Origin of the sequence: Agathobaculum faecis (assembly GCF_014287995.1) — a bacterium.
Classification (GTDB): domain Bacteria; phylum Bacillota; class Clostridia; order Oscillospirales; family Butyricicoccaceae; genus Agathobaculum; species Agathobaculum ammoniilyticum.
Window position 1 is genome coordinate 1 of record NZ_JACOPL010000029.1, and the last position, 12,314, is coordinate 12,314.

Annotated in this window: 26 protein-coding genes; 20 read left to right on the top strand and 6 right to left on the bottom strand. The window is 48.7% G+C overall.

The window, feature by feature from the left end; translation table 11 throughout:
• Window positions 1-205: 205 nt before the first annotated feature.
• The 4 genes from H8S45_RS15035 to H8S45_RS15050 form a co-directional block, all read right to left on the bottom strand.
• Window positions 206-1,321, bottom strand: a complete 1,116-nt coding sequence (locus H8S45_RS15035) for a tyrosine-type recombinase/integrase (RefSeq protein WP_186950449.1) — start codon at window positions 1,319-1,321, stop codon at window positions 206-208.
• Window positions 1,322-1,659: 338 nt separating this feature from the next.
• Window positions 1,660-2,010, bottom strand: coding sequence for a TM2 domain-containing protein (locus tag H8S45_RS15040; protein WP_082397420.1), 351 nt, complete (start codon window positions 2,008-2,010; stop codon window positions 1,660-1,662).
• Window positions 2,011-2,030: 20 nt separating this feature from the next.
• Window positions 2,031-2,708 carry a DUF3862 domain-containing protein gene (locus H8S45_RS16060; RefSeq protein ID WP_207724518.1) on the bottom strand — a complete coding sequence of 226 codons (678 nt, stop codon included), beginning with the start codon at window positions 2,706-2,708 and terminating at the stop codon, window positions 2,031-2,033.
• A gap of 17 nt (window positions 2,709-2,725) precedes the next feature.
• The gene (locus H8S45_RS15050; RefSeq protein WP_054328481.1) at window positions 2,726-3,424 is read right to left on the bottom strand and encodes a S24 family peptidase; all 699 of its coding nucleotides are present in this window, start codon (window positions 3,422-3,424) and stop codon (window positions 2,726-2,728) included.
• Window positions 3,425-3,621: 197 nt separating this feature from the next.
• Here H8S45_RS15050 and H8S45_RS15055 point away from each other — a divergent pair, with 197 nt between their 5' ends.
• Both H8S45_RS15055 and H8S45_RS15060 read left to right on the top strand, forming a co-directional pair.
• A complete protein-coding gene (locus tag H8S45_RS15055) occupies window positions 3,622-3,786 on the top strand; it encodes a hypothetical protein (protein WP_153802406.1) in 165 nt (54 codons plus the stop codon).
• Window positions 3,787-3,953: 167 nt separating this feature from the next.
• Window positions 3,954-4,232 carry a hypothetical protein gene (locus tag H8S45_RS15060; protein ID WP_186950451.1) on the top strand — a complete coding sequence of 93 codons (279 nt, stop codon included), beginning with the start codon at window positions 3,954-3,956 and terminating at the stop codon, window positions 4,230-4,232.
• 36 nt (window positions 4,233-4,268) lie between these two features.
• Here the strand turns inward: H8S45_RS15060 and H8S45_RS15065 are convergent, their stop codons facing one another.
• Window positions 4,269-4,427 (bottom strand): hypothetical protein, encoded by a 159-nt coding sequence (locus tag H8S45_RS15065; protein ID WP_186950453.1) that lies wholly within the window; start codon window positions 4,425-4,427, stop codon window positions 4,269-4,271.
• Window positions 4,428-4,593: 166 nt separating this feature from the next.
• Between H8S45_RS15065 and H8S45_RS15070 the strand changes: the two genes are divergently transcribed.
• The 4 genes from H8S45_RS15070 to H8S45_RS15085 are packed head-to-tail and all read left to right on the top strand — an operon-like array spanning window position 4,594 to window position 5,657.
• On the top strand, window positions 4,594-4,752 hold the full coding sequence (locus H8S45_RS15070; RefSeq protein ID WP_153802404.1) for a hypothetical protein: 159 nt from the start codon (window positions 4,594-4,596) through the stop codon (window positions 4,750-4,752).
• 15 nt (window positions 4,753-4,767) lie between these two features.
• Window positions 4,768-4,998, top strand: a complete 231-nt coding sequence (locus tag H8S45_RS15075; RefSeq protein ID WP_054328479.1) for a hypothetical protein — start codon at window positions 4,768-4,770, stop codon at window positions 4,996-4,998.
• 30 nt (window positions 4,999-5,028) lie between these two features.
• Window positions 5,029-5,412 carry a hypothetical protein gene (locus H8S45_RS15080; RefSeq protein WP_186950455.1) on the top strand — a complete coding sequence of 128 codons (384 nt, stop codon included), beginning with the start codon at window positions 5,029-5,031 and terminating at the stop codon, window positions 5,410-5,412.
• 35 nt (window positions 5,413-5,447) lie between these two features.
• Window positions 5,448-5,657, top strand: a complete 210-nt coding sequence (locus H8S45_RS15085) for a hypothetical protein (RefSeq protein ID WP_186950457.1) — start codon at window positions 5,448-5,450, stop codon at window positions 5,655-5,657.
• Window positions 5,658-5,679: 22 nt separating this feature from the next.
• Here the strand turns inward: H8S45_RS15085 and H8S45_RS15090 are convergent, their stop codons facing one another.
• Complete coding sequence (locus H8S45_RS15090; protein ID WP_186950459.1) at window positions 5,680-6,048, bottom strand: hypothetical protein; 369 nt, start codon at window positions 6,046-6,048, stop codon at window positions 5,680-5,682.
• A gap of 164 nt (window positions 6,049-6,212) precedes the next feature.
• On the opposite strand from H8S45_RS15090, the gene H8S45_RS15095 reads away from it, so the two are divergent.
• From H8S45_RS15095 to H8S45_RS15155, 14 genes are all read left to right on the top strand, one after another.
• Window positions 6,213-6,353: a hypothetical protein gene (locus H8S45_RS15095; protein WP_153802403.1), complete on the top strand. Its 141-nt coding sequence runs from the start codon at window positions 6,213-6,215 to the stop codon at window positions 6,351-6,353.
• A 207-nt stretch (window positions 6,354-6,560) separates the two neighbouring features.
• Window positions 6,561-6,764, top strand: a complete 204-nt coding sequence (locus H8S45_RS15100; protein WP_186950461.1) for a hypothetical protein — start codon at window positions 6,561-6,563, stop codon at window positions 6,762-6,764.
• Window positions 6,761-6,907 carry a hypothetical protein gene (locus H8S45_RS15105; RefSeq protein WP_153802402.1) on the top strand — a complete coding sequence of 49 codons (147 nt, stop codon included), beginning with the start codon at window positions 6,761-6,763 and terminating at the stop codon, window positions 6,905-6,907. Before H8S45_RS15100 ends, H8S45_RS15105 begins: the two co-directional genes overlap by 4 nt.
• Before the next feature lie 37 nt (window positions 6,908-6,944).
• Entirely contained in the window at window positions 6,945-7,112 is a 168-nt protein-coding gene (locus H8S45_RS16645) for a helix-turn-helix domain-containing protein (protein ID WP_256435242.1), read from the top strand.
• 74 nt (window positions 7,113-7,186) lie between these two features.
• Complete coding sequence (locus tag H8S45_RS16650; RefSeq protein WP_256435241.1) at window positions 7,187-7,321, top strand: hypothetical protein; 135 nt, start codon at window positions 7,187-7,189, stop codon at window positions 7,319-7,321.
• Window positions 7,302-7,796, top strand: a complete 495-nt coding sequence (locus tag H8S45_RS15115) for a siphovirus Gp157 family protein (RefSeq protein WP_186950465.1) — start codon at window positions 7,302-7,304, stop codon at window positions 7,794-7,796. Before H8S45_RS16650 ends, H8S45_RS15115 begins: the two co-directional genes overlap by 20 nt.
• A 9-nt stretch (window positions 7,797-7,805) precedes the next feature.
• A complete protein-coding gene (locus tag H8S45_RS15120; protein ID WP_186950467.1) occupies window positions 7,806-8,879 on the top strand; it encodes an AAA family ATPase in 1,074 nt (357 codons plus the stop codon).
• Entirely contained in the window at window positions 8,869-9,405 is a 537-nt protein-coding gene (locus tag H8S45_RS15125; protein WP_186950469.1) for a hypothetical protein, read from the top strand. The genes H8S45_RS15120 and H8S45_RS15125 overlap by 11 nt, the downstream gene beginning before the upstream one ends.
• On the top strand, window positions 9,402-9,713 hold the full coding sequence (locus tag H8S45_RS15130) for an HNH endonuclease (protein ID WP_186950185.1): 312 nt from the start codon (window positions 9,402-9,404) through the stop codon (window positions 9,711-9,713). The genes H8S45_RS15125 and H8S45_RS15130 overlap by 4 nt, the downstream gene beginning before the upstream one ends.
• On the top strand, window positions 9,707-10,150 hold the full coding sequence (locus H8S45_RS15135) for a single-stranded DNA-binding protein (protein ID WP_054328472.1): 444 nt from the start codon (window positions 9,707-9,709) through the stop codon (window positions 10,148-10,150). Before H8S45_RS15130 ends, H8S45_RS15135 begins: the two co-directional genes overlap by 7 nt.
• Window positions 10,151-10,159: 9 nt before the next feature.
• Window positions 10,160-10,438 (top strand): DNA gyrase, encoded by a 279-nt coding sequence (locus H8S45_RS15140; RefSeq protein ID WP_186950471.1) that lies wholly within the window; start codon window positions 10,160-10,162, stop codon window positions 10,436-10,438.
• A complete protein-coding gene (locus H8S45_RS15145) occupies window positions 10,417-11,235 on the top strand; it encodes a hypothetical protein (RefSeq protein ID WP_186950473.1) in 819 nt (272 codons plus the stop codon). Before H8S45_RS15140 ends, H8S45_RS15145 begins: the two co-directional genes overlap by 22 nt.
• A complete protein-coding gene (locus H8S45_RS15150) occupies window positions 11,228-11,602 on the top strand; it encodes a RusA family crossover junction endodeoxyribonuclease (RefSeq protein WP_330603228.1) in 375 nt (124 codons plus the stop codon). The genes H8S45_RS15145 and H8S45_RS15150 overlap by 8 nt, the downstream gene beginning before the upstream one ends.
• A gap of 1 nt (window position 11,603) precedes the next feature.
• The coding region (locus tag H8S45_RS15155) for a radical SAM protein (protein WP_186950478.1) at window positions 11,604-12,314 on the top strand (711 nt) is incomplete at its 3' end.

The following is a 12,314-nucleotide window of genomic DNA, read 5'->3' on the forward strand; positions in this document are numbered from 1 at the left end:
TGACTATGTTATGCTATTAAAAAGGGGGCTTCGGCCTCCTTTTTAATGTTGCACTTATTGTTGCACCAATGTCATAAAAGCCGCATAATACCTATATACAAATGCTGTATGCACGGCAGACATCTTTTATATTATTCGATTTTTCAAATACAAAAAAATAATCCCGATAAACAAGAGATTTTTCTTGAATTTCGGGATTATTCAATTATTTTGTGCCTGTTTTTGTTTCAAAGTTACGATCGCGAATAAGAATGAATTTTCCGTTTTTGACCGCAAATTTCCCTTTTATTGTTGCACCTGTTGTTGCACCTATTTTCGCGATTTTATCCGCTGCGGATGCAAGCGTGTCGTCCCTCATGTGGGTGTATATTTTTGATGTCATTAGGATGTTGCTATGCCCCATCAGATATTTGGCTACGTTGATCGGCACACCCGCCGCCTCTAAATCGGTACAATATGTATGCCGAAGATCATACATATCAATATTCACATCAGCGGCAGCTTTGAATTTATGCCATGCATATAGCATTCCGGAATATGTATACCCTTCACCTCTCGGCGGCACGATAATTCGTTTGTCTATATCATCAGGGATAGACAATGAATCCCACAAGGCCGGTGGTATGGGGACGTTTCGAGCGCCAGCTTCGGTTTTCGTTTCTGCGATATCTCCACTCTTTTTTTGTGCGCGGCGTACCATAATACGTCTGTTTATCTGGTCAATATCAGACCACTTCAGCGCAACGACTTCCTGCGGTCGCAGGCCGCACATGAGGAGAATTTTCACCGCCAGACCAAATGGGTGCGTTTTTGCGGTTTCGAGAATTTTGCGTCGCTCCTCTGGCGTTATAGATCGATGCGTTCCGCTTTTCGTTTTTGGCTCTTTTACGGCCTCGGACGGGTCGCGCCGGATGATTTCATCCTTTACTGCTTGACGGAATATACCATGGATTATAACGAGCAACTTACTACAATAAGACTTTGACTTATCCGCGTGAGCGTTCATTATTTCCTGCAAATGGGTGGGTTTGATATTTTTCATCTTTAGCGGCCCAATCGCCGGAATGATAATGTCATTGATTCGATGCACATATTCGCTGTACACGGGCTTGGACACTGTTGTTCTCTTGTAAGTTTCCACCCAGCGAGTAGCGTATTCTGTGACCGTGGTGTTTTCATCGAGCTTTGGGATGCCTTCCTCTCGGGCGGCGAGAGCCTTGGCAGCCTTTTTGTCAGCTTCCCTTTGACTAATAGACGAACGGACGTAGTAACGCTTCCCATCAAACGTATAGGTCGCTGTATACAATTTCTTTTTTGCCATAAAAAATACCCCTTTCTTACCTTAAAAAAGTATGGTAAAATAGAGGTACAGATTGACCCGCTAAGATTGATCTGTACCTCTTTATCCCGTCTCTGTGTTGGTAGCGCAGGGGCGGGATTTTTTATATATTCTTATCTGTTTTCTCCCAAAGTCCCGTTTTCCAGTTTCGCCCGACCTCATGCGCCACCCAATCGGCAGCGCCGCATTTTCCGCAAGGCTTGGAATAATCGTATTTGAATGAGCAGGTAGCTTTATCGTACCCGAGAGTATGGCATGGCGCTCCGCATTTGGAGCATATTACGATCATGCGTGGTTCGGTCATGAATTATATGCCGTTATTACTTTAACGGGAATCCGGCCTTGTCCGTGAACGAACCGATTAAGATTATAATAAGATCGACCAAAGCTCCAAATCCAAATAAGCCAAGGGTTAATAAGTATAGAACGCCAGTTCCGATTTTTCCAACATAGAAGCGATGAGCGCCAATGCACCCAAGAAACAGGCAGAGAAAAAATGTGACCCATTTATTTTTATATGTATAACCGAAATCATTAATGTTTGTATTGGTGTTATTAACATAAATGTTTGGATTGTAATTGGACTGTGAATTATTTTGTGTTGGAGCGCCGCAGGATGGGCAGAATTTTGCGCCATCTTCCATTTGAGATCCACATTTTTGACAATACATAAATTTATCCCCCTTTTTAACTATTCTAACCCAATTTGAGCTTTAGCTACCACTTTTCCTCCCTGGAAAGTAATATTGCAGTTTGCTCCAAGTGAACCGTTTCCATCCCAAGAATATATTTCAGTATGATATTGTTCATCTCCAATTGTGACAGATGATAAGTTTTCTCCATCAGACCCAAATATATCTATAACTTCTGAATATGTCATTCCGTTTTGAATTGAATTATATTCAGATAAAGTAACCAATCCATCATCTTTAATGTTCGACGAAAATGGGGAAAACGAAGTCCATAATAACCATATAATCATTACAAAAAGGAAAATAGATATGCACAGCGCAACAATTCTAAATAGTGGCGGTAAAGACTTCTTTGATATAGGAAGTCCTGCCTCGATTTGCCTTTGCATTCTTCCCGCTTCAAGAATACTATACGGCTTGGGCGGCACAGATGAAAACATATAATTTACAATATTATTGATCTCTTCTGGAGAATAAGTGGTGAGATTCCTAAAAAAATTCTTTACAGCTGTTTTGTTTCTGTAAACTCCTCGCACGACCGCGAGATCAATTTCATCCCCATCATTATCATAATAGATGTGACGTGCCGAACCGGAAGATGCGTATTTTGATGCGGGATGGCCGCAATTCGGACAATTAGCCCCGTCAAATTGGGTGCCACAATTGATGCAAAACATATATATCCCCCATTCCTTTATTTAGCAATCCATTCTGGCTTTAGTACGCCGATCACCCATCCGATACAGCGGGTCGTTTCATCTGGCATGATATTTTCGCATTCAGGGTTTAGGCTTTCCAAGTAATTTCCACGAAATACTTTTATATATCGCTGACTATCTTGAATAAATATGCCGATTTCTCCGATATGCACAGCGGGCTGCGAACGCACCAGAACAATATCACCGTCCTGTACATCAGGCTCCATTGAGCGGCCAGACACTCGCAAAGCGTAGTCAGCTTTTGCCGTCCATACATTGCGCAGCACAGGAATTTTGTCCGTTATTTCATCATCCGCAATTTGTCCAGGGCCTGCCGATGCGGGTTGCAGAAGATACGGGATTTCAAACACTTCTGCCAATTGCATAGTCGTTGGCGAAGTCGATTCCGCACATTGTCTATATTCAATATCTAAAACTGAATCCACTATTTCTTTTCCGCGCTCGTCAAGAGCGCGGTATTTGTTTATCATGGACTTTTCACCAACAGTATAAAGATTTTGAGATACGCAACTATTGGCAGAATTTGTACACTCATAATCCGACAAGCCTTTTTCGATTAAGGCGAGTATAGCTTGTGTTTGGTTCTTTGAATTATTTTCAAGACGGTACTCATCAATTTTACTAAGAGTGTCTTGATCTACTGTAAAAGTAACCCTTGGTTTATCAGTTGGCATATAGTTTCCTCCTTTCATACATCAATAATAGCATCGGTTCATCACCAAATCAAGAAAAAGTTCATACAAAAATACACAAAAATAGTGATGAACTTTTGTTAAATTGGTTCCGAACTATTTGTTGACAGTTCATGGGTTCTGAACTATAATGAAAATACAGGGCAAAGGTTCAGAACTTGGAAAGGAGTGGAAAGATATTGACTGATATGAGACGAATTACCATCGCTCTGCCCGATGAGATTGATCGAAAAATTCTCGAATTAAGAAAGGATGATCGTTTCATAAGATGTTCTTATGCGGAGATTGTTCGCCAACTTTTAGAGCGAGGATTAGCAAAAGAAGCAGACAAACCTGCATCATGAAAGGAGGTGACTGACATGATTGTTGAGATTCTCCAAACCATATCGATTATCCTGCTGGGGAGCGCGTTATTCCGTTTGTCTAAATCAGTAGAGAGCCTTTATAGCATATGTCGCGCACCGCGGCACAAGTCCAATAAACAGGACGAACACGCATTTGGGGAGGGTGAGTGAGAATAGACGCAACAAATGAGTTTGTAAAGCGAGCGAACGAGGCAATCAAAAACATGGCAGCGCAACCGCATAACCCGAGAGAGTTGACGCATGTGTTTGTGCCGGCTCCACGCGGAATGAAAATCGGAAATTGCTGTGGCGAAATCCATTTGGACAATGCGCATATATCCATCGTGAAAGATGGCAAGGCCAGAGGAAAAGACGGAAAGGTGCTTTTTGATGCGGGAGAGAACAACGCAGACTTGTATCTGGTATCGGGGAACATGAAGGATTAAAGCCGCCCCACGTTGCAGCGTAGGACGGCTTTACGGTTACAACTCTTTGAATTTTTTGCTCCAAGTAGACCCGCGTTCAAGAGTGTAAGTTACTCCGTCGCCAGACGAGAAGTTTGCAACAGAAACTACAACATATCCTTCCCGTTCAAGTTTGGCCTTTTCTTCTTCGGAAGTGCATGTAACCTTTTCTTCCATTGGCACGACCTCCTTTCGATTTGATTTTATCACATTGAAAGATAACAAGATGCCCCCGCCCCTGCTGACACAGGAACGAGGGCGGCAAACCTAATTGGATAGGCAATCAGGCTTGCAGGAAGATTGTACCACATCCTCCTACAAGCCGCAATAGGAGGAATACAAATTGAGTGATAAAAATATGACAGTCCGCGAGCTGGAAGTCAAAGCGGCGAGCGTCAAGTATGAGCTGGACAAGCTCAACCGCACGGCCTACGGCATGACCTTTGACGAGGTCATAAAGACGCTGGGACGCGATTCGGAAACGGAAAAATCTGCACCGTAAGCAAGGAGATAGGAAATGAACGCAAAGTACTGTTTTGAGAAAAAAGCAAAGATTTCAGTGGCATCAGACTGCTATGTAGGAACAGCTATGAACCGAAACGGGGATCTTGTTCCGGCACTTCCGCAGATCACCATAACCGCTGAATTTGATGGGGAGTGGGAAAGTCCAGAAAAACTAAATGCGGATATGAAAGACTGCATTTCTAAATTGCAGGATGCTTTCTGCAAACATCTATATCACAGATGAGAAAACCAGAAAACATAAGAGGTGAACAAATTGGAAATATCAATCAAAGGCGACCCAAAAGAAATCGCCGCCCTTGTATTAGCGGTACAAGAGCGGCAGAAACGAGACGCAAGGGAAATCGAACTTGCTATAGATGGGCAAAAAATTAGTCAAGATATGAGCTTATACCGTTCTTGTCCATCAGTGGATATCAGATTGCTTGATGATAGGGGACGCGGAGGTGATGGCAATAGTCAACAGTCCAATTTCCGCTGCTTTGTCCGGATTGAGGATTTCAAACGCGCCATCGAGGCATTGAACGATGTCAAATCCAGTTTGGAACAAACCATAAAAATGTATCAAATACCTGTTCGCTATGTAACCGTTGATACATATGTTGAGGGTACCAATGGCGGGGGATGCGGAGGAAATTAATTTTTCAGCAATTAACAGAGGAGGAAAAACGAACCATGAATTTACAGAAAATATCAAACAGCGCATTCCGCATTATTGACCTGTGCCATCAGATTGCATCAGGCGAATACAGCAAGAAGGGCGAGGCGCGCAGGGAGCGCGAGATCGTGCGGCTGATCGGGCAGATGCAGATTGAAGCGGAAGCGGACGAGCGGGCGCAGGACTATCTGGAAGAGACAGCGCGGCAGGAGAGAGACGGTGAGTAAATGAGAAAGCCAAATGTAGAACTTAATGATATTGCGCTGATATTGTCTGTGATTGGCTTGATTCTGTCGGTTCTTGTGCTTTGGATGCGTCTACACACAGGCTGACAAAAGAAATGATAATCGCAACGATGGAAATTATAATTGCGATTGTCGATTTCATATCGCTCTTTTTTGTGCGATTGTGTTCAATGATGGCGCTTTCTCCGATGGGAGTGATTCTATATTGTTCTTCAAGATGAACGGCGCAATCAATATATTTCATTTCTTTCAGGTACCCGAACCAAAACGAGTCGTACGCAAAACCGTTCCGTATAAGATCGCTTTCTGTTGTCCATTCGTTCTTATGATCTTGGAGGAACAACAATAGAGATAGAGTCTTTGAATCAAGCATTTCAAATCACCTCCCCAACAGTATACCACATGGGGAGGACAAACAAAATGCCCCGCCGGATGTTGCACCATCCGACAGGGCGTGACACCACGTATTGCGGCTACGAGGTATCGAGGATATTATACCATATCCTCCTACCTCTGGCAAGGAATGGAGGATATTTTATGAAAAACGAAAAGACGCTGGAGAGTTGTGCGAGCGACGCGCGTAACACGGTACTGGAAATCAAGAAACTGGTAGCGGCGCTTTGCGATGTAGATGTAGCGGATATAAAGATTGTTTTGGAGGTGAAGAAAGATGTATAGAACAAAGGTTGATGCCAGAACGCTTGAAACGCAGCTAAAGGCTGAATCAGGAAATGAATACTGCACATTTGCAGATATAGAAAGAGCAACCGGTATGAGCTACAAAGCGGCGAGGAATCGTCTGCGGGTACTTGCACCATTGCCGGGGACAAGGCCACATCGCTATCTTGCAAGACACGCGGCGCAGGTAATTGCGGGTGATCGGACATGAAGCTGTACAAGCTGTTCTGCGGCCTGTGCCTTGCCAGTGCATTCATAGCGGCGTGCGGTCAAGACAGTTTCCCAGTTGGACTGCTCGGAGTGTTATGCGTTTGCAGCGTTATCTGCGGGCTGGCAGGCTGGTACCTGATGGAGAAGTACGCCCAGCAGGAGGCGCAGCACGAGATAAACGAAAGGAGAAAGGGCGCATGAATTTCGAGAAAATGCGTGAGCTGAGGCGCAAAACAAAGGAAAATGCAGAGACGTTCCACTCGATCGCGGATAGCCAGGAACCGGACCCGAAATACTTACAGCCGCTTGCGCGAAAGATTACGGTGATGGAAAGTGTACGGTAGGAAATACAAGATCATTTATCCCGCGCTTGAAGCGTGGATGCGGGCGAACCGCGTTTCCATCAGCCGTCTGGCTGAGATGTCAGATATAAGTAAAGCGACAATGCAGAATTATATATATGGGATGCGCGACCCGCGCCTGTCACTTTGCAGGCGGCTGGTAGAGTTGACAGGGATACCGTTTGAAGAACTGTTCAAGGAAAAGTAAAAGCCGCTCCCCAGCGCCAACTGGGAAAGCGGCAAAGACAATAACACACTTATAGAATAACACGAGGAACGAAAATGTCAAGAGATACATTAACCGGCTGTCCGGAAAGGCGGCTGGAACCGATGGAGCAGGACGATCGTGGAGAACCGGACATAGACGCGATTTATCAGAAATGGAGCGATGAAAAATATGAGTACGAATTTATATGAGCTGACCACGCAGTTTCAGGCGGCAATAGATGCGCTGCGGGTGGACGAAGAAACCGGCGAAGTGGTGGGTTTTGAAGCCGTGGATACGCTGGACGCGGCGTTCGAGGACAAAGCGGAAGCCTATGCGGTAGCTATTAAGAGCCTGCTGGCGCAGGCAAAGGCGATCCATGATGAAATGGATAACCTCAAGACGCGCGAAGCGGCGGCGAAGAGACGTGCGGAAAGCCTGAAAAATCATCTGGCGCAGAGCATGGCGGCGGTGGGCAAGGATAAGATAGAAACCTCGAGGGCGGCACTTTCTTTCCGCAAGAGTACGGCTGTGAACATTTTAAGTGATGTTGAGATACCGGACGACCTGTGCAAGGTCAAGATAGACCGCCAGCCGGACAAGTCCGCAATAAAGAAATTGCTGCAGGCGGGGGAACTGGTGCCAGGCGCGGAGCTGGTGGAAAACAGAAATTTGCAGATCAAGTGAGGGTAACCTATGAGTATGTTTGTAAAAGCAGTACGCAAAAAAGCAAAGCTGCGCATGGCGCTTACGGGCGTTTCGGGTTCTGGAAAGACGCTGGGCGCGCTGTACATTGCCTATGGCATGACAAAGAACTGGGGTAAAATCGCGGTATTGGATACCGAGCATGACCGCGCGCTGTTTTATGCAAACCGTGAGGATTTAGGGACAGGCGAGTTTTTACACTGCACAATGACCCCGCCTTATTCCCCCGAACGGTACAAGGCGCTTGTGGCGGACGCGGCAAGCGTGGTTGGCACGGAAGGTGTGGTGATCGTGGACAGCTTTTCCCATGCATGGAGTAACGAGGGCGGCGTGTTGGAACTCAAGGACAAGATCGCCAGCCGCCCCGGCAAGACAAGCTACACCGCATGGGCAGAGGCGGGAAAGGCGCAGAACAATCTTGTAAACACCATTCTCGCGTCAGATTGCCATGTTATTGTGACGCTGCGCTCCAAGATGGAATATGCCCTTGAAGAGAACGAACGAGGGAAGCAGGTGCCGGTCAAGCTTGGGCTTGCGCCGGTGCAGCGCGACGATACAGAGTACGAGTTTGATATTGTGCTGAATATCGACCGAGCCCACACCGCGACAGCGAGTAAGGACACTACCTTTTTGGACGGATACGGCGAGATCATCACCCCGGCGCTCGGCGAAAAGCTGGCGGCATGGCTGGACGAGGGAGAAGCGCCGGAAATCTGCGAGGAGTGCGGAAAAGCAATCCGAGCAACCGAAAAAAACAGTGTGGAAAGTATCATAGAGGGTACTAAGAAAAATACAGGAAAGCAAATGTGCATGGCGTGCTATAAAAAGTGGTATGACGAACACGAGCCACAGCAGACCAAAGCAGAAACCGCGCTTGCAGCGGCACGGGAAAAGGCTGAGGAAGTGCAGAAAATTATTCATCAGATTTGCGCCGGTGATGATGCGATGGCGAAGGATATGTGGGAAAAACAGTATGCGCAGGACGCGGGCGACATCGTAAAGATGAATGCGGCGCTGATCGAGCTGACCGAAAAGCTGGAAAGGATGAACGCGCTTGACGCATGAATTTGACCGCGCCGAGGTGCGGCGGGATGAGTGCGGCGTGTGGCTGTGCCTGCGGGTGAAAAATCCGTGGATGGCACGGAAGCAAATCGGTCTTATGAAGGCTGGCAAGTGGTTTATCGCCGAGATCAAGCGGAAAATCGAACGGCGCAGCTCGAAAGCGAATCGTTATTTCTGGAAACTTTGCGGCATGCTGGCTGCGGTGTCCGGCGTTAGAAAGGAGGATATTTACCGCAGTTACATCATAGAAATCGGAGATAATTCCCGCTTTGTTCCGTACATTGACGAAGCGCAAAGAAAGCTGATATGGACGCTGTGGGAATCACAGGGGCTTGGCTGGGTCGTGGAGGACGCGGGGCAAAACCTGCTGTGCTGCTACTACGGCTCCTCTACTTACGACACCCGCCAGATGGGGCGGTTGATTGATCTGGTCGTGCAGGACTGCAAAGACCAGGACATTGAGACCGCGCCGCCGGGCGATATCCTGCGATGGATAAACGACTGGAAGCCGGAGGCGAGAGCGGTATGAGACGTGAAACACGGTTTACATCGGTACAGCCCGCGACATGGAAGCGGGTATATGAGCGCGACAATAAGCGCTGCGTGCTTTGCGGGACGGCCGGCACATTACAAGCCGCCCATTTCGTTCCGCGTTCCCACGGCGGCTTGGGACGGGAAATGAACCTTGTTATGCTGTGCGCGGACTGCCACCGGCGATTTGACCAGAGTGTAGAGCGGGAGGAAATACGCGGGGAGCTGCGGGAATACCTGCAAGGGCTATATCCGGATTGGAACGAGGCCGATTTGAAATATAGAAAGGATTTGGACAGATGCTGAACAAAGCGATTCTGATGGGGCGATTGACCCGCGACCCTGAACTGAGGCATACCCAAAGCAATATGGCGGTGTGTTCGTTCCGGCTGGCGATAGGCCGCGACCTCAAGGGTCCGAACGGTGAACGCCAGACCGATTTCATCGATTGTGTTGCATGGGGTAAACAGGCTGAGTTTGTTGTGCAGTGGTTCACAAAGGGCATGATGGCGATCGTAGTTGGCCGCGTCCAGTCCCGCCAGTGGCAGGACCAGAACGGCAACAACCGCACAGCCATAGAGGTCAACTGCGACGAGGTAACTTTCGGTGAAACCAAAAAGGCGCGGGACGCAAACAGGCAGGACGTATCAGGAATGCCGCAGGATATTGGCTATGCGGCTGTGAAACCGCCGGAAAGCGATTTCCACGAGCTGCCGAAGGATGACTGGGATGTACCCTTTTGAGGTGGCGGCATGAGCATTACGGAGGAGACACGCCGCGAGGGACATGCGGCGGTAGACAAGGCAAAGCGGCAGGCAATGATACTGGGCTGCCTGCACGGCCGGCAGATGACCGCGCGGCAGATCGCGTATGAGCTGGGCTTTTCCGATCTGAACGCGGTAAAACCAAGGCTCACCGAACTGCGCAAGGCGGGCAGGGTAAAGGCGGTGGGCAAACAGAAAGACCCGCTCACGGGCGTTTCCGTGGCGGTGTATGAGGTGGTGGAAAGGTGCTGGAAAACGGTTACATAAAGCTGCACCGTTCGCTTGCGAATTGGCGGTGGTACAAAGAGCCGAAAACCCTCCTGCTTTGGATTCACCTTTTGCTGAATGCGAACTATGAGCCGCGCGATATGGGAGAAAAGACGATAGAGCGCGGCCAGATCGCAACCTCTCTTGCCGGTTTGGCAGAGCAGACCGGCCTTAGTGTGAAAGAGGTGCGGACGAGCCTTGACCGGCTGAAAAAAACCGGAGAGATCGCTGTTTGGAGCAACCGGCACATGACCGTTATCACCGTCAACGAATACGAACGGTATCAATCGGACGGGGCAACCCAAGGGCAGACCGAGGGCAAACAAATGGCAGACCAAGGACAGACCGAGGACAGACCGAGGGCAGACAGCGGGCAGACCGAGGGCACTCAAAGGGCAACAATGAAAGAAAGAAAAGAAAGAGAAGAAAGCAAGAAAGCTAAGAAAGAGGGCGCGCCCGAACTCTCCGAACGCTTTTCGGAGCCTGTTGCCGAAACTGTCCGTGAATGGCTGGCGTACAAGCAGGAGCGCCGCGAGGCGTATAAGCCGGTCGGACTGAAAAGCCTGCTTGCGGAGATAGAGAACCAGATCGGGGCGCACGGCGAACGGGCGGTGTGCGATGTGATACGCCTGAGCATGGCAAACAACTGGCGCGGGATCGTCTGGGACAGGATCGAGAGCGGCGGCAGGAAGCCCGCGGCACAGGGGATATCCGGACAGCAGTTGTCAGAATGGGAAACGCAGTGGCGCGATCGGGTGAAGCAGCAGCTTGAGGCAAGGAGGGGCGCAGGTGGTTAAATTCACGATACGCGGCACGCTGCCGGGGCTGAATGAACTGATCGAAGCGGAGCGCAGCCACAGACAGATGGGCGCGAAGCTGAAAAAGCAGTGCGAGGCCGTCGTGCTGCATGCGGCAGGGAGACTCGGGAAGTGGAGGGCGGACGGTCCGGTACGCATGGTTTACCGCTGGTATGAGCCGAACCGCAGGCGGGACAAGGACAATATATCCGCATTCGGCCGGAAGGTGATACAGGACGCGCTCGTCAGGGGGAAATACCTGCGGAACGATGGGTGGAAAGAGATCGCGGGGTTTGAGGATGTGTTCGAGGTGGACGCGAAACGCCCGCGGATCGAAGTGGAGATATATGAGGATTGGTCTAATTGATGTGGATGGGCATAACTGGCCGAATATCGCGCTGATGAAAATATCCGCATATCACAAATCTATTGGTGATCATGTAGAATGGTGGGACGGCTTTTCACAGTATGACCGTGTATACATGTCCCGCGTCTTTGATGATACCTATTCAGAGGACGAACCGGAGCCTTGTAATGCTGCGGAGATTATTAAAGGCGGAACGGGATACGGTCTGGATAACCGTCTGCCGGACGAAATCGAACATATCATGCCGGACTACGGCCTGTATCACTGGATGCCGCAGGATACTGCCTATGGGTTTCTGACGCGCGGATGTCCACGAGGCTGTCACTTCTGTATCGTATCAGAAAAAGAGGGGCGGGGCTCGAGAAAGGTTGCAAATTTAAGCGAGTTTTGGAGCGGGCAGAAAAAAATTAAACTGCTCGACCCAAATTTACTCGCATGCACCGATCACATGGAACTGCTGGAACAGCTTGTGCAGAGCGGCGCATGGGTGGACTTTACACAAGGCTTAGATGCACGGCTTTTGACTGAGCAAAACATACAGGAGTTAAACCGCGTCAAACTGACAGAAATACACTTTGCGTGGGATTACATGCAAGAAAGCGATGCTGTACTGCGCGGTTTGCACCTGTATGCAAAACTGGCGAACCGCCGTCCGCATGGAAAATTCGGGACGGTCTATTGCTTGACAAACTATGATACCACGATGCAAGAA

Coding starts and splice junctions, on each gene's coding strand:
- H8S45_RS15105 (WP_153802402.1), top strand. CDS start 6,761: ATGAATTTCGAGAAAATGCGTGAGCTGAGGCGCAAAACAAAGGAAAAT.
- H8S45_RS15085 (WP_186950457.1), top strand. CDS start 5,448: ATGAATTTACAGAAAATATCAAACAGCGCATTCCGCATTATTGACCTG.
- H8S45_RS15035 (WP_186950449.1), bottom strand. CDS start 1,321: ATGGCAAAAAAGAAATTGTATACAGCGACCTATACGTTTGATGGGAAG.
- H8S45_RS15100 (WP_186950461.1), top strand. CDS start 6,561: ATGAAGCTGTACAAGCTGTTCTGCGGCCTGTGCCTTGCCAGTGCATTC.
- H8S45_RS15130 (WP_186950185.1), top strand. CDS start 9,402: ATGAGACGTGAAACACGGTTTACATCGGTACAGCCCGCGACATGGAAG.
- H8S45_RS15120 (WP_186950467.1), top strand. CDS start 7,806: ATGAGTATGTTTGTAAAAGCAGTACGCAAAAAAGCAAAGCTGCGCATG.
- H8S45_RS15115 (WP_186950465.1), top strand. CDS start 7,302: ATGAGTACGAATTTATATGAGCTGACCACGCAGTTTCAGGCGGCAATA.
- H8S45_RS16650 (WP_256435241.1), top strand. CDS start 7,187: ATGTCAAGAGATACATTAACCGGCTGTCCGGAAAGGCGGCTGGAACCG.
- H8S45_RS15140 (WP_186950471.1), top strand. CDS start 10,160: ATGAGCATTACGGAGGAGACACGCCGCGAGGGACATGCGGCGGTAGAC.
- H8S45_RS15075 (WP_054328479.1), top strand. CDS start 4,768: ATGAACGCAAAGTACTGTTTTGAGAAAAAAGCAAAGATTTCAGTGGCA.
- H8S45_RS15135 (WP_054328472.1), top strand. CDS start 9,707: ATGCTGAACAAAGCGATTCTGATGGGGCGATTGACCCGCGACCCTGAA.
- H8S45_RS15050 (WP_054328481.1), bottom strand. CDS start 3,424: ATGCCAACTGATAAACCAAGGGTTACTTTTACAGTAGATCAAGACACT.
- H8S45_RS15065 (WP_186950453.1), bottom strand. CDS start 4,427: ATGGAAGAAAAGGTTACATGCACTTCCGAAGAAGAAAAGGCCAAACTT.
- H8S45_RS15095 (WP_153802403.1), top strand. CDS start 6,213: ATGAAAAACGAAAAGACGCTGGAGAGTTGTGCGAGCGACGCGCGTAAC.
- H8S45_RS15040 (WP_082397420.1), bottom strand. CDS start 2,010: ATGTATTGTCAAAAATGTGGATCTCAAATGGAAGATGGCGCAAAATTC.
- H8S45_RS16645 (WP_256435242.1), top strand. CDS start 6,945: ATGCGGGCGAACCGCGTTTCCATCAGCCGTCTGGCTGAGATGTCAGAT.
- H8S45_RS16060 (WP_207724518.1), bottom strand. CDS start 2,708: ATGTTTTGCATCAATTGTGGCACCCAATTTGACGGGGCTAATTGTCCG.
- H8S45_RS15090 (WP_186950459.1), bottom strand. CDS start 6,048: ATGCTTGATTCAAAGACTCTATCTCTATTGTTGTTCCTCCAAGATCAT.